General features: G+C 63.3%; 26 protein-coding genes and 1 pseudogene. 2 read left to right on the forward strand and 25 right to left on the reverse strand.

Annotated elements, in window-relative coordinates; translation table 11 throughout:
- Positions 1-8: 8 nt before the first annotated feature.
- The 25 genes and pseudogenes from C1949_RS11625 to C1949_RS11740 form a co-directional block, all read right to left on the reverse strand.
- On the reverse strand, positions 9-356 hold the full coding sequence (locus C1949_RS11625) for a phage tail assembly protein (RefSeq protein WP_104738633.1): 348 nt from the start codon (positions 354-356) through the stop codon (positions 9-11).
- Between the two features lie 66 nt (positions 357-422).
- Positions 423-938 (reverse strand): phage major tail tube protein, encoded by a 516-nt coding sequence (locus tag C1949_RS11630; protein WP_104738634.1) that lies wholly within the window; start codon positions 936-938, stop codon positions 423-425.
- Positions 939-985: 47 nt separating this feature from the next.
- The gene (locus tag C1949_RS11635; protein ID WP_104738635.1) at positions 986-2158 is read right to left on the reverse strand and encodes a phage tail sheath protein; all 1173 of its coding nucleotides are present in this window, start codon (positions 2156-2158) and stop codon (positions 986-988) included.
- A 158-nt stretch (positions 2159-2316) separates the two neighbouring features.
- Positions 2317-2553 carry a tail fiber protein gene (locus C1949_RS11640; RefSeq protein WP_104738636.1) on the reverse strand — a complete coding sequence of 79 codons (237 nt, stop codon included), beginning with the start codon at positions 2551-2553 and terminating at the stop codon, positions 2317-2319.
- The gene (locus C1949_RS11645) at positions 2550-2837 is read right to left on the reverse strand and encodes a phage tail protein (protein ID WP_104738637.1); all 288 of its coding nucleotides are present in this window, start codon (positions 2835-2837) and stop codon (positions 2550-2552) included. The genes C1949_RS11640 and C1949_RS11645 overlap by 4 nt, the downstream gene beginning before the upstream one ends.
- Before the next feature lie 10 nt (positions 2838-2847).
- Complete coding sequence (locus tag C1949_RS11650) at positions 2848-4248, reverse strand: phage tail-collar fiber domain-containing protein (RefSeq protein ID WP_104738638.1); 1401 nt, start codon at positions 4246-4248, stop codon at positions 2848-2850.
- Between the two features lie 4 nt (positions 4249-4252).
- Positions 4253-5128, reverse strand: coding sequence for a glycine-rich domain-containing protein (locus tag C1949_RS19770; RefSeq protein ID WP_104738639.1), 876 nt, complete (start codon positions 5126-5128; stop codon positions 4253-4255).
- Positions 5125-5646 carry a hypothetical protein gene (locus C1949_RS11660; protein ID WP_104738640.1) on the reverse strand — a complete coding sequence of 174 codons (522 nt, stop codon included), beginning with the start codon at positions 5644-5646 and terminating at the stop codon, positions 5125-5127. The genes C1949_RS19770 and C1949_RS11660 overlap by 4 nt, the downstream gene beginning before the upstream one ends.
- A 4-nt stretch (positions 5647-5650) precedes the next feature.
- Entirely contained in the window at positions 5651-6304 is a 654-nt protein-coding gene (locus C1949_RS11665) for a phage tail protein I (protein ID WP_104738641.1), read from the reverse strand.
- Complete coding sequence (locus tag C1949_RS11670; RefSeq protein WP_104738642.1) at positions 6297-7217, reverse strand: baseplate assembly protein; 921 nt, start codon at positions 7215-7217, stop codon at positions 6297-6299. The genes C1949_RS11665 and C1949_RS11670 overlap by 8 nt, the downstream gene beginning before the upstream one ends.
- A complete protein-coding gene (locus C1949_RS11675; protein ID WP_104738643.1) occupies positions 7214-7558 on the reverse strand; it encodes a GPW/gp25 family protein in 345 nt (114 codons plus the stop codon). The genes C1949_RS11670 and C1949_RS11675 overlap by 4 nt, the downstream gene beginning before the upstream one ends.
- A complete protein-coding gene (locus C1949_RS11680) occupies positions 7555-8091 on the reverse strand; it encodes a phage baseplate assembly protein V (RefSeq protein WP_188656541.1) in 537 nt (178 codons plus the stop codon). Before C1949_RS11680 ends, C1949_RS11675 begins: the two co-directional genes overlap by 4 nt.
- Positions 8092-8162: 71 nt before the next feature.
- Positions 8163-8612 (reverse strand): phage virion morphogenesis protein, encoded by a 450-nt coding sequence (locus C1949_RS11685; RefSeq protein ID WP_104738644.1) that lies wholly within the window; start codon positions 8610-8612, stop codon positions 8163-8165.
- Positions 8605-9120 (reverse strand): phage tail protein, encoded by a 516-nt coding sequence (locus C1949_RS11690; protein WP_104738645.1) that lies wholly within the window; start codon positions 9118-9120, stop codon positions 8605-8607. The genes C1949_RS11685 and C1949_RS11690 overlap by 8 nt, the downstream gene beginning before the upstream one ends.
- Positions 9074-9304 (reverse strand): annotated as a pseudogene (lysC, locus tag C1949_RS19670) (Rz1-like lysis system protein LysC); the annotation flags it as partial. The gene C1949_RS11690 and the pseudogene lysC, both read right to left, overlap by 47 nt.
- The gene (gene lysB / locus C1949_RS11695) at positions 9198-9659 is read right to left on the reverse strand and encodes an Rz-like lysis system protein LysB (protein WP_104738646.1); all 462 of its coding nucleotides are present in this window, start codon (positions 9657-9659) and stop codon (positions 9198-9200) included. The pseudogene lysC and the gene lysB, both read right to left, overlap by 107 nt.
- A complete protein-coding gene (locus C1949_RS11700; RefSeq protein WP_104738647.1) occupies positions 9656-9871 on the reverse strand; it encodes a hypothetical protein in 216 nt (71 codons plus the stop codon). Before C1949_RS11700 ends, lysB begins: the two co-directional genes overlap by 4 nt.
- Positions 9868-10704 carry an N-acetylmuramidase domain-containing protein gene (locus tag C1949_RS11705; protein ID WP_104738648.1) on the reverse strand — a complete coding sequence of 279 codons (837 nt, stop codon included), beginning with the start codon at positions 10702-10704 and terminating at the stop codon, positions 9868-9870. Before C1949_RS11705 ends, C1949_RS11700 begins: the two co-directional genes overlap by 4 nt.
- Entirely contained in the window at positions 10701-10973 is a 273-nt protein-coding gene (locus tag C1949_RS11710) for a phage holin family protein (RefSeq protein ID WP_104738649.1), read from the reverse strand. The genes C1949_RS11705 and C1949_RS11710 overlap by 4 nt, the downstream gene beginning before the upstream one ends.
- 2 nt (positions 10974-10975) lie before the next feature.
- On the reverse strand, positions 10976-11341 hold the full coding sequence (locus C1949_RS11715; protein ID WP_104738650.1) for a putative holin: 366 nt from the start codon (positions 11339-11341) through the stop codon (positions 10976-10978).
- An 11-nt stretch (positions 11342-11352) separates the two neighbouring features.
- Entirely contained in the window at positions 11353-11559 is a 207-nt protein-coding gene (locus C1949_RS11720; protein ID WP_104738651.1) for a tail protein X, read from the reverse strand.
- On the reverse strand, positions 11559-12020 hold the full coding sequence (locus C1949_RS11725; protein WP_104738652.1) for a head completion/stabilization protein: 462 nt from the start codon (positions 12018-12020) through the stop codon (positions 11559-11561). Before C1949_RS11725 ends, C1949_RS11720 begins: the two co-directional genes overlap by 1 nt.
- A gap of 99 nt (positions 12021-12119) precedes the next feature.
- Positions 12120-12827: a phage terminase small subunit gene (gene gpM, locus C1949_RS11730; protein ID WP_104738653.1), complete on the reverse strand. Its 708-nt coding sequence runs from the start codon at positions 12825-12827 to the stop codon at positions 12120-12122.
- Between the two features lie 2 nt (positions 12828-12829).
- Positions 12830-13840: a phage major capsid protein, P2 family gene (locus C1949_RS11735; protein WP_104738654.1), complete on the reverse strand. Its 1011-nt coding sequence runs from the start codon at positions 13838-13840 to the stop codon at positions 12830-12832.
- A gap of 56 nt (positions 13841-13896) precedes the next feature.
- On the reverse strand, positions 13897-14730 hold the full coding sequence (locus C1949_RS11740; protein ID WP_104738655.1) for a GPO family capsid scaffolding protein: 834 nt from the start codon (positions 14728-14730) through the stop codon (positions 13897-13899).
- Positions 14731-14878: 148 nt separating this feature from the next.
- Between C1949_RS11740 and C1949_RS11745 the strand changes: the two genes are divergently transcribed.
- On the forward strand, positions 14879-16636 hold the full coding sequence (locus tag C1949_RS11745) for a terminase ATPase subunit family protein (protein ID WP_104738656.1): 1758 nt from the start codon (positions 14879-14881) through the stop codon (positions 16634-16636).
- The gene (locus C1949_RS11750; protein WP_104738657.1) at positions 16633-17646 is read left to right on the forward strand and encodes a phage portal protein; all 1014 of its coding nucleotides are present in this window, start codon (positions 16633-16635) and stop codon (positions 17644-17646) included. Before C1949_RS11745 ends, C1949_RS11750 begins: the two co-directional genes overlap by 4 nt.
- Positions 17647-18384 lie beyond the last annotated feature (738 nt).

An 18384-nucleotide genomic window follows, 5' to 3' on the forward strand; every position in this document is an offset into this window, starting at 1 on the left:
GGCTTCTTCTACGCTTCGAGGGAGGCCTGCCGCGCTTTCTTCGTCAGCAAAAAACTGGCCACGGCGACCCCGCACTGCATCAGGTCTGCCGGGTCCATGCGGCCGACCTCAACGTCGGTCAGGCTTGGGGTGCTGATGCGTGGCAGCACTTTGCGCAGGGCTTGCACGTCCATCTGGGCCAGCTCCATGAGGTTCACGCCGCGCAGCTCGCCGGATACCGGCTTGCGCAGGGTTATGCTGGTGATATCGCTGTTGCCGCGCTTGATGGGCTCGTCCAGCTCGATGACCTGGTTGTTGTCGTCAGCGGTGGTGGGCTGGGCTTGCGCCTCGGCCTTGGGGTGTTCTGGGGTGTCCATGGTGCGTTCCTTTGTTGAGAGCGGCCCCGGCATGCGCACCGGGGGTGTGTTGTTGTGGCTCAAGGGTTAGATGCCGAGGGCGGCGCGCTGGTCGGCGAGGATGTCTTCACCGTTGACGATCTCGACCATGTTGAGAATGTCGATCTCGACCAGGACCTCACCGTCCACACTCAGCTTGTAGTAGGTGCAGGTGGTGGTGATGCTGTGCTCGGTATCGCCACCGGGCTCTGCGTTGCCGAAGTCGATCTCTTCATGCCGGCCGCGCATGACTACCTCAACGGCCTGAGTGGCGCCGGTGTCGTCTTGTTGCACGGCGCCGGTAAAGCGCAGGGCCACGGCACTGGCGCTGGTGGCGCCCCACTGGCGGATGGCGAGCAAATCCCAGCCGCCGAGGGTCCATTCCACCTGAATGCCATCGTCGGACAGGCCCAAGTCGGCCTTGACCGGGCCGTTCATGCCGCCGCCCCGGTAGGCCTCCATTTTGCGTGCCAAGGCGGGCAGGGTGATGTTTTTGGCGATGCCCTGGTAGCTGTTGGCATCGTTAAAGATGTTGAAGTTCTTGAGCTTGCGCGGCATGGCCATTGGGGCGCTCTCCAGTAGTTAGCCCCGGTGCGGCCGGGGCTGGGTGATCAGGCGTTGATGCGGCTGGCAAAGTCCGCCAGGTAGCGGTCAGTGATGCGCTGGCGCAGCGTGAGGTTCTCCAGCGGCGGTACCGGCGTGTAGTCGTAGTCGATCAGCAGCTGGCCATCTTTGAGGGTGGCGGCGCTGTTGGCGGCTTCGTCGTACCAGGCGCTGGCGTCAATGATGTAGCCACCGGCCTTGAGCTCGCGGAACTTGGCGTTGATGCCCTCCAGAATGTCGCGCACCAGACTGGGGTGCATGGGCTTGTCTACGGCCCAGAGGTGCGCCTCGGCGATGGTGTCGGCCAGTACCTGGGCGGTGCGGGTGCTGGACTCAAAGGCGAACAGCGGGTCATCGCTGCAGGTACGCGAGCCCCAGAAGCGGAAGCCGTCAGCGCGCACCAGGGTGGTGATGTCGTTTTCGTTGAGGTAGCCGGCGTCGGTGGCGGGGTTTTGCAGATCCCAGTAGACCGGTTTGCTGATGCCGGTAACGCCGTTAACACCGACGTTGGACAGGGTCTTGTGCCAGCCGGTTTGTTGGTCGATTTTGGCGCGCAGACCGAGGGCGAGCGCCACAGCCGGAATGGTGACCTCGGCGTTGGCGTCGGTATCCCAGCCGGTGAAGTCGGGCCAGACGAGCATCAATTCGCGCGCGCTGAAATTCTCGCGGTAGGTGACCGCTTCCTCTTTGGTTTCGCAGCCAGAGCAGCTGGCGTAGGCCATGGCGCGCAGCTGCTGGGCAACGCTGACCAGCTCGGTTGCTACCGGCAGGGTATCCAGCCCCGGTGCGCCGATAATGCGCGGGGTAACGCCCAGCTGGGTTTTGGCAGCCAGCAGCGCCTTGAGGCCGGTGAACTCGCCGCCGGCGGTGACCGTGCCGATGACGTTGCTGTTGGTTTCTGCCTCGTCTGCACCTTCAGCCACGCGCACCACTACGGTGACGGGGCTGGCGTTGGCGGCAATGGCCTTGAGGGCAATGGCCAGCGTGCCCTCGGTACCGGCGCTGCCGATGGCGCTGAGCACGTCGGTAAGCAGTACGGGCTTGTTGAGCGGGAAGAGGGTGGCGTCGGCGTCGTCGGCAGTGCACACCAGGCCGAGCACAGCGGTGCTGACGGTGCGAATGGGGCGAACGCCCTCGTTGATCTCGACGACGCGCACGCCGTGGTGATAAGCGGCTGGCATGGGTGGCTCCTGCAGTACGTTGACCTGTGAGCCTTGAGGGTGACGCGCGGGCGAGAGGGGAGCCAGTTAGCGGCGGTGGTGCGGGGGGCGTTACACGGCGGGCGAAGAACCCCGCCGAAACGGGGGCGCTTACTTCGACCTAAGCGCTGGTGATGCTATCAGGCTTTGATGATGTAGGGCAGTGATTCGCCGCTGCGATCTGGCAGTAGCGGATCTACGCCCGATACGCCAAAGGGGTTGCCTTGGGCGATCAGCAGGTCGCGCAGGTTGTCGGCGGTGCCGGCGGCCAGTGCTGAGCCGTCGCACAGCAGCCAGCCGGGTGGCGGTGTGGCGCTTACGGCATAGACCACTTCAACGCCGGGCATGTGCTCCCACATTTCCAGAACTTGGCTCATTGCTGTTGCTCCTCGATCAGGGCTTGTACGTCTGGGTTGTCCGCCAGAAAGGCGGCCAGCTTGGCGGCGGGGCTGGGTTGCTCGGTTTGCTGTGGGCGGTTGACCAGCGCCCAGGCGGCGCCCGTCCAGCGGGGCCACTTGTCGTCCGGCCATTCACCCGGTGGCGGGATTTCTACCGCGCCGGCGGGCAGCAGGTAGACGCCGGGTTCCAACGGGGATTCGTCGGCCTCAACAGGCCCCAGCAGCAGGCCGGCGCGGTTGGTTTGGTAGACGGTTTTGGTCATGGTGGTTGCCTCAATACTTGATGCAGGCGAGCAGCGCGACGTTGCGCGGGCGGGTTTCGCCGGCGCCGCTATGCACTCCACCAGACTTGCCCATGCTCGGTTTCTGCGCGGTGAGTGAGCGTGTCATGCGGTAGGCCGGATCGTTCGAGGAAGATCCGTAAAATGTCACATAGTCGTTAGCGTCACGCACCGGGTAGCTATTCATGTGGACGATTTCATTTGTGAACAGGATGTGCTCGTGCTCACCAACAGCACCCTGCTGCACGGTGCCAAATACACGCCCGATGTCCACGCCCCGTCCGTTGTCATGCCCTCGGATAAACTCGCCGCGCAGATCCGGCAGTTTGAAGGTGTTGAAGCCATCACCGGCGCCCCAGCTCTCGCCCAGGGCAGCGAATAGGCGAGCATACGCAACGCGGCTGACCAGTGCGCCGTTGGCTTTGAGCCAGCCATTCGGCGGCGTGGGCGTGGCGAAGTACGCGACCTGGCCCGCTGGGGCGAGCAGATCGGATTCCTCTTTGCTGTACACGCCCAGGTGATTACGGCCTGCATCCTTGTCTGGCACGTCGGCCAGGTTGCGGTCGCGTTCCAGCGGGGGCGAGGCCATATTGCTGGGCTCATTCTGCGCCATCAGCACTTTGGTGCCGGCGGGCCAGCTCTTGCCGAGAATGATTGATGCGTCCTCGTCTGCGGGGTTCTTCTCCCACTCGGCCGCCAGCGCGCCCTGGTTGATGCGGACGCCTTCGATGTACACCGCCAGCCCGCGTGTGGTGCAGACAGCCAGGTCGATTTGCGTTTGGCCTGCTGCGAGGGTCTGGCGCTCTTCGATCATATCGACTGTGACGTTGGCGGCGTCGGGATCCTCCCAGTCAACATCGCCGTCAGCGTTGCTCTGTTTGGTGAGCACCTGGCCCGTGTTGCCGCCGGGCAGCAGCTGGGCGCTGGTGAAGTTGTTCATGATCCAGGTGCGGGTGGCAACGATGGCAGAGGGGTCAATCAGGAAGGTCACGTCTTCCGCGTTGGTGACCAGAAACTCCATGCGCACCACGGTATCGCTGTAGGCGCCGTCGGCCTCGGCCGGTTTTTGCGCGTCTGGCAGGTTAGCCACGGCAAACAGAGTGCCGTTGCTGTCGAAGACGCCCACTTCACGCATCACAAAACCGCCAACGCTGACTGGGATAACTAGCTCAACCGTCCAGCGGTTGGGCTCGCCGGGGTGCTGAGTTGCGCTGTTGATTGTTGCCCGGTAACGCTCGCGCACCAGGCCGGTGGTGAGGACTTCGGGTGCAACTGGGTTGCCGTTGCCATCACCCACGGCCATTTCTACCAGGTTGATGGGCGAGCCGCTGGCTTGCGCTGCGGCCATCATGGCCAGGCCGGCGGGGGTGTGTACTGTGCGGTATGCGTTCATGGTGTTAGATCCTGTATCTGATGATTACGATGCCGCTGCCGCCGTTTCCGCCCTTGGGGTTGGTGTCTGATCCGCCACCGCCGCCGCCGCCGGTGTTGGGTAAACCGGCTCCTGCAAACCAATCGCTCCCGGTGTATCTCGCTGCACCTTTACCACCACCGCCTAGTCCGCCAGCCGCACCGCCGCCGCCGTTAGTACCACCACCACCGCCACCAGCGAAATATTCCGGGGTGCCTCTGATAGAAGAGCTTAAACCATCACCACCATAGGAAAGCGGGCTGTTAGTTGCATCGTCCCCGGCCTCACCAGCGCCACCACCACCGCCACCAGTTCGGTAGTTTGTTCCAACTGACTGGGCTAGCGTCCAAATTCCGCCGTCATTACCCTGTCCGCTGGTTCCGGTAGCTCGCACTGGCGGACTAGATTCAGTCCAACGGCCACCACTGCCACCACCGCTGCCGCCCGACAGGCCAGCAGCTGAACTGATTTGTGAGCGACCACCGCCACCGCCACCGTCGGCAATCAAGCCGCCCAAAGCTGAGCTTTCACCATTGACGCCGATACCGTAGGTTGCCGAAGCTATGCCACCAGCCCCCACAACTACCGCATGGCTCCCGGCAGAAATCATGGTTGTGCCTTGCAACATTCCACCGGCACCGCCACCACCGCCGGTATTTGCTCCCCCTCCAGACCCGCCGCCAGCCACGACCAGATAGTCAACCTCGACCGCTGCCCCGGTAACCTCAAAGCTGCCTGATTCGGTAAAGGTGTGAACCCTGTATGCGATGCCGCCAACGTCGATATCCGTGACCGTGCCGCCGGTTGCCGCTGCCCCGGTAGCGGCTGGTGCATTGGCGCTGGCTATGACCCCCCGAATCACGCTGCAGCCTCCAGCGAGCCAAACAGCGTCCACAGATCCGCTCCCAGGCGCTTGAGGGTGACGGGGGAGCCCTTCTTGCGAGTGGTCAATGTCTCTTCGGTGATGATGGTGACGGCGCTGGCGGCGATGGTGACTTGGCCGTCGCCGATCTGCTGAATGTAAATCTCGGTGTTATCCGGCCAGGCGACGGTGGCCTGGGCTGGCAGGGTGAGGGTGACGGCTGCGGCGCTATCCACGGCCAGGTATTGGCTGGCGTCGGCCAGTACCAGGGCGCGGCTGGCGGCGACGGTTTGCACCGGCACCGGGGCGGGTTTGGCCTCCAGCGCGCTGAGGCGCTGCAGGATGGCGGCGGTGTCGAACTCGTCACCCACGGCGGCGCGCAGTTCGGCCATCAGCTTGGCGAAGCTGTCGACGGGGCCGCCTTCGGTTTCTGCCGTGGCGTTCTCGTCGCCGTGGACTATCAGATGCGCCAGGGTGACGTCTGCCTCGAATTGTTCAACGCTGTTGTACAGGCTCATGTGGTTACCAGTAGCCCGGTGCGGGCAGTGTTGTGTGAATGAGGGTGTGCAGCCGGTTGGTAGCGTTTTGCGTCTGCGCTTGGCCGTTGGCCTGCGCCTCCATGAGCAGCGCCAGACTACTCACGGCGTAGGTGACGCCGACGTCGTGCCCGCTGACGCTGACAGCAGCACTGCGCAGCGTGGCCACGGTGGTGGCGCTGAGCTGGGCTAGGGTCATGTGGCTGCGCAGGTTTTTGGATTGCTCCAGCACGGCGATGACACGGTGCAGGTTCTCCAGGGTGACCGGGTACTGGCTCGCGTTGATCAGAAGATGGAAGGTGCCGGGTTCGCCCTGCGGGATCTGCGCGAACCACTCTTGCACGCGCACGTTGATGCCGATGCCGGCCAGCCCAGCGCGTACCGCGCCAATGGTTCCTTTGTGCCGGTGCACGGCAATTGCAGCGGCAATAGCGCCGCGCCGTTGGTCTTCTGCCCAGTTGGTGTCCCACTCGTCTACCGAATACTCCCAGGCCAGCCACGGCAGCAGGGCCTCGGGGGCGGTGTCTGCGTCGTGTAGGGTGCGGTGCGGCACTGGCAGCGCGGTCAGCCGCGCAGCACTGGCTGCCAGCGCACGCTCGGCGGCGCTGGCGTTGGGCGGTAGCAGCGAGGCATCAGACATCAGGCACCTCGGCCAGGGTGATGTTGATGGCAGTGCAATAGGCGGCCTCGGCATCGCTGATGGCCAGCAGCCTGCCCTCGGCATCAGCCGCCGGCGTGGCGCCGATCAGGCGCACGCGCTGAGCGCCAGGCTTGTGCAGTGCGGCCAGCACGCCGGACAAGGTCACGTCGTACCCCAGGCGGTGAACGCTATCCACGTAGGTTTGCAGGGCGGCATGCGCAGCAGCCACAACCAGACCGGCGTCGGGGCCTGGGTAGGGGGTGAGCTCTGCCTCTATCTGGTATTCAACGATGGAAGCCGACAGCACAGTGACCAGGTCTGTCATGGGCCGCACTTGTTCTGCGTTGAGCGCGGCCAGCACGTCTGCCAACAGAAACTCATCAGCAGTACCGTCAGCAGTGCGGGACAGCACATAGACGGTGACCTGCGTAGGTGCGGGGCTGGTGGCTGAAGCGTCGCGCACCTGCCCGCTGGCTGACAGCGCGTGATAGATGTAACTGCCGGTTGAGCCTGCCGTTGTGAACGCCTCAAAGCTGAGCTGGATGCGCCGGCGGAAATCGTCGTCTGGCTCATGGGTGGCGGGCACCGGCGGAATGGCGGCGGCGTCACCGGGGTCTACGACCAGGCGCTCGACATCGTAGCGGGCGCCGATGTGGTCCAGGTCGGCATCGTCGGCAAAGGCCAGCATGGTTGCGAGGGCAGACTCATTAATGCGTTGACGCAGGTGCAGCTCACGATAGGCCAGCACCTCGGCGACTTTATAGGCCGGGTCAGACTCGACCAGGGCGTCGAACTCTGGATACACCCCCTGCAGGTCCGCAAGCACGTTGGCCAGTATGGTCTCAAAGTCCAGTTGCTCGATGACGTCTGGCGGCGGCAGCTGCGACAGATCAACCCCTGTAAACGCGCTCATGCGGCCCCCAGTTGCAGCGGCACTTGCAGACTGACTGCGTTGCCGGTTTCGGTGTTCTCGCCTTCCAGGTCCAGCACGGCGGCGCCGGCGTCGGTATGCGTGATGGCCAACCGGCTCAGGCGCAGGCGCGGTTCCCAGCGCATCAGGGCGCTGGTGATGGCGCTGTACAGCCGCACGGTGGTGGCCGGGTTTTGCGGTGAGTCGATCAGCGACGGCACCAGGCTGCCGTAGTCGCGGCGCATGACGCGGGTGCCGATGGGGGTGGTGATGATGTCGGCGATGGATTGGCGCAGATGCTCCAGCCCGCTGATGGCCTTGCCGGTGGTGCTCATGCCGTTCATGCGGGCGCGTCCGTTAGGCTGTTGCCGCGTTCCACGCCGGTGTGAACGTGGTGCACTAGGCTTTTGCCGCTGGCGATCACGTCTTCGCTGACGGTGACGGTGCCGGTGATGGTGACATCGCCAGTGATCTGCACCCCGGCCGGGGCAGTGATGGCGGCGCTGCCGCCAGCGGGCAGTGTTGCGGTCAGGGTGTGGGTTTCGCGGTTGTAACTGATGACCGCGCCGTCGCTGAAATGGCTGCTGTGCAGGGCCGGGTTGCTGTGCGGGGCGGTGAACTGGTCAGAGTTGATGCCCACCAGTACCAGGCCTGCGGCAATCACGCCGCTCGGGCTGAGTACCAGGCACTGTTCGCCGGCTGTTGGGTGCTCGACATCGCGGCGGGATCCGGCGCGGTGCACAAAGTACGGCAGCCAGTCGGTTAGCAGCTCGCCAGATTTGACACGGCAGCGGGCCTGCGATGCGTCCACGGCGTAGATGGTGCCCGGGCGCAGCAGGTTATCGAGACGGCGGTGCAGTTCGGCGATGGGGTTCATGCGGGCCAGAATTGCCCACCCGCGCGCGCGGCGCACGGGTCGGGTGTCTGAGCGGGGGGCGCGTGACGTGGTTACGTCAGGTGGTCGAGCAGGCGGGTGCGAATCATGTCCAGGTCATCGGCGGTTAGGCCGAGCAGCACGCGCTGGGGGTAGTCGATCTCTGGGCCACCTTTGGCTGCGGTGTCGCGCAGGCCGCGTTGATGCACGCGGGCAATCCAGGCGGTGCGCCCAACAAAGCCGGTGCTGAGGCCGTTGGCGGTGGCGTGGGCTTTGAGGTGCTTGGCTTGGCTGAGGCGGGTAAACATCTTGCGCTGACGGATGCGGCCGGACTTGCTGCGCAGCTGCTTTTTGCGGGGGGCGTAGGGTGTGCCGTCGGGGTTGCGTTGCGCTCTGATGCGTTGCTGCTGGCTGCGGCGCAGGTCACGGGCGATGCTTTGGCAGAGCTGGCGGCGGGCTTTGGGCTCCAGCCGGTTGAGAAGGGCGCCGGCCCAATCTTCCAGGGCTTGCAGGTTGTCAGTCATCTACGGTGCTGCCGTAGCCCGGTGCCGGGGCACCGCTTTGCCACTCGGCCAGCAGCTCGTTGCTGGCGTCGCGCAGCTGATAGGTGCCGGCGGGCAGGAAGGGCTCCTGCTGTGGCTCTGGCGGGTGGCTAACGCTGAGTTCGCCGCCTGGCTCGGCCCTGACGATGGCGCGCTCGGTCAGCGGCAGGCTGATCTCGATGTCTACCAGGTCATTGGCGAGCACCTCGGCATTGAACGCGATGGCGTCCTGGCGCTGCTCATAGTTGTCCAGCAGCTCGCGCTGGTGTTCGCCCACCCAGGCCAGTAGGGGGATGAACACGCCGTCAGGCTGGCCGGCAAAGTCGGTGATGATCAGTTTGAGGGTGTAGCGGTACTCAAACGACAGGCCGGGGGCGCTGGAGCACACCACGTTGCCGTCGTCCATAAACACCAGCACCTTGTCTGGGCTGAGCTGCAGCTCTTTAACGCTGCTGATCAGGTGTTGCTTGAGGCTGCTGGGCTTGTACACGCTGTTGCTCCTGGTGCTGGTAAACCATATCGACCTTGGCGGCGCACTCGGCCCAATCGGCCTCTGTTACGTCTACGTCAGTCAGCAGGTGGCCGTTGGTCTGGGGCTCGGTTGGTGACAGGGTGCAGGGCGTTACGGCGGGACAGCCAAGCGCGATAGTCTGCGGCGCCGGTAATGGCGGGGCGGGTGCGCAGGCGGCGAGCAGTATCAGGCAGCTCAGTGCTAGCCCACTTGCGTAGCTCTTCGTTTTCACGGGTTAGTGCCTCGATCTGTTGTTGGCTGGTGCGCAGCTGCTGCCGGATGCCGGCGTGCTCCTGCTGCAGCTGTTGCTGGGCGCTGCGCTCGCTGGCCAGCGCGCTGTTGAGAGCGGTGATTGTTTGCTGGCGGGCGGTGCTCTGCTGCTCTGCCGTCTGGGCGCGCTCGTTTGCGAGCTTGGTGGCGCCCTGGGCGATCTGCACGCGCTGGTGCTGCATGTACAGCAGGCCGGCCAGCGCCGCGAGCAGGGCGAGGCCGTAGAGGCTTTGGCGCAGGGTGGTCATTTGCGGTACCAGCCGGCGGCGTTCATGTCCGCCTCGGACAGTTTGTCGAGCGGCCCAACAATCACCATTACACGCTGTGGCGGCGTGGCTAGCTCTCGCAGGGTGTCCATGAATTGGTTGATGTCGGACGGGCTTACGTCTTGGGGGAGCACCAAGATATCGCCATCTTCGATCTTCAGTTTGCGGATTGCGTCCAAATGAGCTTCGGTCATGCGGGCACCTCTGCGGTTTGTTCCTGGTAACGCTGATAGGCGCGGGCCAGCTTCACGTCGTACAGGTTGCGGGCGTAGGCGGGGCCGTTATAGCGGCGGGCGAACTCGGTCCAGCGTTTGGCTTTGAGTGCTTTGTGCAGGGCCGGGTCTGCCTCGATGAAGCGGATGAAGGCTTCAAAGTGCTCGTTTTCATCCTTGGCCATGCGTTGGGTGAAGTCGTCAATGCTGGCGTAGCCAAGGCGCTCGGCGTGGTAGCCCATGATCTGGAAGGTGCCCCAGCTGGCGGACTCTGGCGCGCACAGCGCATCGATCATGCAGGCCTGGGCCAGGCGCTGATGTTCTGCGGTACCGCCGGCGTAGCCGCCTGCACGCGGGTTGACCAGGTTGGGGTATAGGGTGGCCAGCTCATCGGCGTGGGCCTTGAGGGCGGCGGCGTCGTCGCTTTCGTGACGCTGCAGGCTGAGCCGCTGGTGCATGACGTGCCGCTCAAACAGAATCTTGGGCTTGCCGTTGCTGAGAAACCCCTCACCCAGGCTTTCTACTTCTGTCACGGCGTAGATGGCTGCAACATCCGCACCCAGCCGCGTGGCGGCCGCCAGTACGGCGTTGTTTTGCAGCAGCCGGCAGCAGTCACCGCCGCCCAGGGCGCGCAATGTGCTGGGGCCGGCAATGCCGTCGGCGACCAGGCCGGCGCGCAGCTGGTATGTCCGCACGGCCTGTTCAGTCAGGGGGCCGTAATGCCCATCAGGAAACAGCTTTGCACCGGCAGCATTGAGCTTGTGCTGCAGCTGCAGGACGGCGCTACCGGTGCTGCCGTGTTTGAGTACGGTCATGGGGTGGCCCTCAGCAGGGCGGCCAGGTTGCCGCGTGAGCGATACACCAGAATGAGCAACAGGATGGCCAGCGAGCCCTGCCAGAGGGTGACCGGCTGGCGGTAGATGATGATTTCCACCGCGTTGCACAGCAGGGTGCCGATCAGCAGCGCGGCCAGCAGTGAGATACCCCGGCGGATCCGCGCGCCGCGCCGGCGGTAACACACCAGGCGCAGTGCGGTGATGATGTGGGTGGCGGCTACCAGGGTGGCGAACAGGGTGCTGAGCATGGTCATTCTCCCTTGCCCCTTTTGAGCCAGCCGGGCACCAGGCTGGCAAAGTCGGTTTTCTCGATGACTTCCAGTGCCTTGAGTGCCACGGGCACAACGAGGACGGCGCCGATAAATGCGGCGGGGGCAGTGCGGGTAATAGGGGTTTGGGTGACGATTTCAGCGGCGCTGACGTAGCCGGCGCCGATGGACACCAGCAGGCCGAGCAGGCGCTGCCAGTATTTCATGTCGCGTTGATTAACGGCGATCAGTGCGGCGCCGATGATGGCGCCAAACAGGGCGTTGCCGTCCAGCTGGGGGATGAAGGCAGACAGGCCAACGCCGGCTACGGCGGTGGCAACGACGGTGCTGGTTGTGGGCTCGGCCATGATGCGTCCTTTCAGTCCCAGAGGTTGAGCGTTTGGGTTTGGTTGGTAGCGGGTTGGTCTGGCAGCTGAATGAGCGTGCCGGTGGCAATGATCGGGCCTTGGTCGGCCAGGCCCGGGTTGAGTTGCAGCAGCTGCTCGACCACGCCGGCGGTGCGGCCAAACTGCCGCCATGCGATGGCGTCCAGGGTGTCGCCTTGCTGGGCTCGGGCGGTGGCCATCAGATGAGCTCGATGGTGGCGTGGCCGGTGCCGAGCAGATCGCGCAGGGCGTGGCGATAGTCGCGGCGGTAGTCGTCGGCGGTGGGCAGCTGCTCTGCATCCTCTCGCACACCGCTGGCGGTGGCGTCGTAGCCGCGATAGCGCTCGGCATGCTCCGCGGCCACCAGAGCTTGCACGGCACGGGTGTACAGCTGCTCAAGGGCGTTGCGGTTGGCGATGGTTGCAGGGTCAACTTGTGCCAGGGCGGTGTGGCCAGCGGCGAGCCACTCAGCCTTCTTGTCTTTGAGCTCGCGGTTGGTGGTGAGCATGGCATCGACGATTGCGGTTTCGAGGCGCTTGTCTGATACGTCGCCGGACAGACGCACGGAGGCCCGCAGGTCAGTGGCGTCGATCTCAGGGAAGAAAGGGTCGTTGCTGAGGACGAAAGGCTGGGTGGCCGCTTGGCCGATGAATCCGCTCATGGGGCTGCCCTTATAGTCGGCGGTGGTCGGGGCGTCACAGCAGGAAAGGAACAAACCGCTGATCAGCCCCGAGCCGCCGGTGCGTGGGGAGACGCTCTGTTAGCCGTTGTTGCCGGCGTGTTTTTTCAGAAGACGGGTGACGCCTTCCAGTGTTTTTTTGCCACCGCACTTGTCGTGCAGTTCGATGGCGCGGGTGAGGTGTTCGCTTGCGCTTTCCAGCAGCTCTGCCTGGTCTTCGGTGAGCTTGTCGCCTTGGATGCCGTGGGCCTGTGCGCTGCCGATGGCTAGGTGCAGTTTGGCGCGTGCCTGGTCTGGCATGTCGTGCCCTTGGGTAATGCGCAGGGCGTCGAGCAGCGGCGCAACCGGGAAGCTGTGGCCAGCCTTGATGGCGCGCAGGGCCAGCTCTGCGGGCTCTTCTGCGATCAGGCAGGCGGCGCTACGGTTGAAGCGGTCGGGCATGGTGAGGTTGTGCTCGAGCACGTATTCACCGATGCGCATGCCGGCGGCGTAATCACCGGCGTCAAAGTGCCAGAGCATGACAGTGGTGAGCACTTCGTCCTGGGCACCTTTGCCGGCGCTGACTACGCCCTCAATGTAGGGGGCGTAGTCAGGCAGAATGCGGCGCTTGAGCTCGGCTTTCTGCTCTTGGCTCTGCACCTGCTTGAGCTGCTGCCGGTGCTGGTGCAGCTGGGCGAGTTGGAGCTCGTAGGCGGTGGCGCCTTCCATGGTTTGGTTCGGGCCAGTCGCAGCGGCCGCGAGTGCGGCGCGCTTGCGTTGCTGTGACCGTTGGGCGGGTGACAGCGGCATGGTTATACCTCGGTGATGTTCTCGACCAGAGCGACCAGGCCGAAGTCTTCGATGACGTAGGCGTCGTTGGAGGACTGATAGTCCGCAACGCGGTCGTATTCCGGTTCATCTTTGATGTGCCGGCGGCGGCCACCTTCCTGCCAGTAGATCGACAGGTTGCTCAGGGTGGTGACCAGCACGGTGTTATCCGGGAAGTAGGGGGCGTCATACGGGCGCAGACCACCCAGGCGGGCCTTGCTGACGATCTCGTCAGCGGCCAGCTCTTCTTCGTTGGACTCGGCACCACGCTCAACGGCTTTCAGCAGCTTGCCGTGCAGCAGGTTGCGCGAAACCATGACTACAAGGTCTGGATGGTTGCGGTGCCACGGGTCGAGCATCTGCACTGCGTCGTACACCAGAGCATCCAGCGACTTGTAGTCACCGGTGGCGCCGATGGTGACTTCGCCGGATGCGTCGACCACTTCATCCATCACGCGGTCCGGCGCGCCAAGGCGGATTTTCTCCAGCCAGCCGATGTTGATGTCCTGCCCCAGCGGGTTGGCGTCGATGTCGGTGGTGACCGCTGCGCTGGTGCCGTTGAAGCCGACCATGATGCGGTCCAGCCCTTGGCGCTTGGCGATAGCGCTGCTCAGTCGTGCCTGGAAGTCTTTGAACTTGGCCCATTGATCCAGCAACTGGTAGGGGAAGGCCGAGTCATAGTCGGTCTTCTTACAGTTGTAGGTGTCTTTGGTCAGGGCGCTGCGATCCTTGGGATTGCGGCGGGTACCGCCAGCGGTGTTGGTGCGGCTGGCAATGGGGCCGTTCACACCCAGCAGCAACGCTTCGCCCGATTGCTCGGTAACGCCGAGGATGTTGATCCGGCCGAGCATGTCGGTGGATTCCTGAATCCCGGTTTCCAGCGATTGCTGGATGGTGGGCTCTACGTTGAACTTCTGCACTGCCTCTGCCACGCGGTTGAGCTTGGCAATCTGGCCGCAGTAGGCGTTGAAGGCAATTCGGGTTTGGTTGCGCATGAGGTGCTCCGTCCGTGCGTCAGGGTTGGTCTGGCAATGTCAGCGTTAGGTCAGGCTCAGTAAGTGGCCAGGATCTGGCCCTCTCCACCAGTCGCCGGCGGGCGCTGGGTGTAGTCCTGATCGGGTTCGTTTTCGAGCTTCTTGAGTTGCTCGGATGCACTCTTGAAGTCGGTGCGCAACGTATCCAGCTCAGCCTTGAGCTGGGTTACCTGTTTGTCCTGGTTCGCCAAGTGCTGGGCGATCTCTTCGACGCTTTGCCCCAGCTCGTTGAAAAGGGTGGCGTCCTTGCCCTCTTTGTCCTTTTGCTTGCCGAGAGCTTCTCGCACACGGGCGAAGATGCCTTCGGCTTTGCTCGGCTCGGCGGGGGTGACGTCTTCGAAGTCGAGCTCGACTTCCAGCGCCTCGGTAAACAGGTTGTCCTTGTGCTGCTTGCGGCCGGCCAGCGGGTTAACGTCAGGGTTCTGAGCGGAAAAGGTCAGCATTTCGGTACCCAGGCTGGCGGGGCTGTCGGTGACTGCCAGGCCTTCCATATACGCCTTGCCGGTATCGGAGAAGCGCGGGTTGATCTCGATGCTGGTGAACAGCTTCTGGCGCTTTTTGTTGATGGCGATCAGCTCGTCGGTGGGCTCGATCTGCGCGAACAGCGCCAGGCGCTTCTGACCGGCAACCTCGACCTCTTCAGTCTTGAGGGCTACCACGTCGCCGTAGGCGCGGAAGGGGCCGTCTGCGGTGATGCTGCGAAAGTGCTCCATCCAGACACGCGCACTGTAGGTGTTGGTGTTGTAGTTGGCGGCGGCATCTTCGAGCCACTGGCGCTCGATCTTGCGACCGTCGGTGGTACCGCCTTCAACGGCGACGCGGAAGAACTTCGAGCGAGATTTGGTTGCCATGCCTTGCGTCCTCAATCCTGAAACCAGATAGGTGTTGAGGGCATGGTCGGCAGTGGGCGCGCTGCCAGCAACGCAGCACAGGTGGGGCGGGGGACGCTACACCGTGGCGGGTGAGCGCAGTACGCGCGCGGGCGTCAGCATCTGCTGCATGAACGCTATCGCACCGCCCCAGATCGACAACCGCCGGCACGCTCGCTTCCTGTACTGGACGGGCTGGCGCGTGTGCGATATCGCCGACTACCTGAACGAAAACGCCAAGACCATCCACAGCTGGAAGGACCGCGACGCCTGGGACCGCGCCGATACTGTAGAGCGGGTGGGCGGTGCATTGGAAGCCCGTTTAGTCCAGCTGATTCTGAAAGACCCGAAGACCGGCGGTGACTTCAAAGAGATAGACCTGCTGCACCGCCAGCTTGAGCGCCAGGCGCGGATCCAGCGTTATCAGGGCGGCGGTACCGAGACCGATCTAAACCCGAACATCGCAGCGCGCAACGCGGGGCCGAAGAAGGCGCCAACGCGCAACGAGCTGAGCGAAGAGCAGATCGAGCAGCTGGTCGATGCCTTCCGCGAAGGGTGCTTCGATTACCAGCTGGACTGGTACCGCGCGGGCAATATGCGCACCCGGATGATTCTCAAGTCTCGGCAGATCGGTGCTACGTACTATTTCGCACGGGAAGCGCTGATCGATGCCATCACCACCGGCCGCAACCAGATTTTCCTGTCAGCCAGCAGGGCCCAGGCGCACCAGTTCAAAACCTACATGCAGGCGTTTCTCAATGACGTGGTGGGCGTCAAGCTGACAGGTGACCCCATCGTCCTGTGGAACGGGGCGGAGCTGCACTTTCTGGGTACCAACTACCGGACGGCTCAGGGGCGCAGCGGCAACTTCTACTTCGATGAGTTCTTCTGGGTGCACGGCTTCCAGCAGATCAACAAGGTGGCGTCGGGTATGGCGCTGCACAAGAAGTGGCGCAAAACCTATTTCAGCACACCATCCACCATGGCCCATGAGGCCTACCCGATCTGGACCGGTGAGCAGCGTAACAAGCGCCTGCCGGCTGACAAGCGGGTGCGCATCGATGTGAGCCACGACGCCCTGGCGCAAGGGCGGCTGTGTGAAGACCGCGTGTGGCGGCAGATCGTCACGATTCTGGATGCTGAGGCGCGTGGGTGTGACCTGTTCGACCTCGAAGAGCTGCGCGAGGAATACGACGCCGACGCTTTTGCCAACCTGCTGATGTGTCTGTTCATCGATGACGGCGACTCGATATTCCCGCTCAAGCTGCTGCAGCCCTGCATGGTCGATACCTGGGAAGTGTGGGACGACTATAAGCCGTTTGCGCCACGGCCAGTGGGTGAGCGGCCCGTCTGGGTAGGGTACGACCCATCGGAGAGCGGCGACAGCGCGGGGTTGACTGTGGTTATGCCGCCGCTGGTTGCGGGCGGGCACTTCCGGGTGCTGGAGAGACACCAGTTCAAAGGTATGGATTTTCAGGCCCAGGCCGAGTTCATCCGCAAGGTGACGCAGCGCTACCGGGTGACCTATATCGGGCTTGATACCACGGGCATGGGCACCGGCGTTGCCCAGCTGGTGCGCCAGTTCTTTCCAGGGCTGACCACGTTCAGCTATTCGCCCGAGGTCAAGGTGCGCCTGGTGATGAAAGCCATGGACGTGATCCGCAACGCGCGCCTGCAGTTTGATGCCGGCTGGACCGATCTGGCCGCCAGCCTCATGGCGATCCGCAAGACGATGACCCCCAGCGGGCGGCAGATGACCTTTGTCGCCGGCCGCACAGATGAGACCGGCCACGCGGATCTAGCGTGGGCGCTTTTCCACGCACTACACAACGAACCGCTGGAAGGGCGCACCGGCGCCAATACAGCGCGCATGGAGATTATTGGATGAGCAACGAGACACCCGAAACCGGCCCGAAGGATGGCATCCAGGCGTTCACCTTTGGCGACCCTATGCCGGTGCTCGATAGCCGTGAGCTGCTCGACCACCTTGAATGCTGGATGAATGGGCGCTGGTATGAACCGCCGCTGTCCTTGGCCGGGCTGGCCAAGGCGACCAGGGCGTCGGTATTCCTGCAATCCGGGCTGATGTTCAAGCGCAACATGCTGAGCCGTTCGTTTGTGCCGCACCCGCTGCTGACCCGTCAGCACTTCGAACAGTTCGCGCTTGATTTCCTATGGAGCGGTAACGGGTACCTGGAGCGCAAAGAGAATCGGCTGCGCGAACCCATGCAGCTGCTGCCGGCGCTTTCCAAGTACACCCGGCGCGGGGAGGACCTCGACACCTACTACTACGTCCGCGGCTGGCAGGATGAGCACGCTTTCAAGAAGGGCGCCGTTTTTCAGCTGCGTGATGCCGACATTAACCAGGAGATTTATGGCGTGCCCGAGTGGTACGCGGCGCTGCATAGCGCGCTGCTGAATGAGTCCGCCACGCTGTTCCGCCGCAAGTATTACCAGAACGGATCGCACGCCGGCTTTGTGCTGTATATCAACGACACGGTGCACGATGAGAAGGACATTGCAGCCATCAGCGATGCCATGAAGCAAAGCAAAGGCCCGGGCAACTTCCGCAACCTGCTGGTGTACGCACCAGGTGGCAAGAAGGACGGCCTGCAGGTGATCCCGATCAGCGAGGTGGCAGCGAAGGATGATTTCGGCTCAATCAAAAACGTCAGCAGAGATGACCAGCTGGCGGCACTGCGGGTGCCGCCGCAGCTACTGGGGATTGTCCCGGTGAACGCCGGCGGCTTTGGTTCACCCAAGGACGCGTCAGACATCTGGACCGCCAACGAGCTGCTGCCCCTGCAGGCGCGGTTTACTGCGCTCAATGAGTGGCTGGGCGAAGAGGTCATCACCTTCGACAACGACCAGGCCCCACCCACGGCACGCCTCAGCTGACCCACCAGCGCATCACCCAAAGCCGCCCCCGAGGCGGCTTTTTCATGCCTGCACCCAAAACCACAGCACGCGCCAGGGCCCAGCGCCACCCCCACGCCCACCACCGCTGGCGCGCGGTCTTCTCCCCACCTCACCTGCGGGCTAAACGTGTGGCATTTTCTGCACCCCTGCAGCGCGCTCAAGCGGCCCAAGAGCAGCGCCGGCGCGCAGGCTATGGTGGGGGCTTGGATTCTTCGGAATTCCGCGCCGTAGGGGGATCTGGCGGCATTCATGAGGTAGCGGAGCAGGGGATGGGACAGGGTTGGATTTTCAAAAAAGGTAATTTCTGTAATCGGTGATCGAAAATGGCCTGTAGCTCCCGTATCTGCTGGGCTGCGCGGATTACAAAGGAGTGTCACTTTACGTAATGTGAAATGTAATTTTTTTGCAAGCTACTGATTTTAAAGGGTTTGTGTTTTCCAAAAGGTTGCATCCTGAAAAGGTAACTTGGTTACGTGAAATTGCGATTTAATCACCTTTAGGTTTGTTGCTTAACTGTTTGATATTGATAGATATTAGGTATGATCAATCTGTGAATTACAAAAATTACCTTTTATTGAAGCCTCAACCTAAATCGAAGCTAGGCCACCCCGGCTGAGCCTCTCAGGAAACCGACACGTTCCCGTTGGGAACACTCTGGGAACAAACGAACACCTCCGGTCGGCGCTAATCAACGGTAGAATGCTGCCTCCAGCGGCG

Origin of the sequence: Halopseudomonas oceani (assembly GCF_002903165.1) — a bacterium.
Classification (GTDB): domain Bacteria; phylum Pseudomonadota; class Gammaproteobacteria; order Pseudomonadales; family Pseudomonadaceae; genus Halopseudomonas; species Halopseudomonas oceani.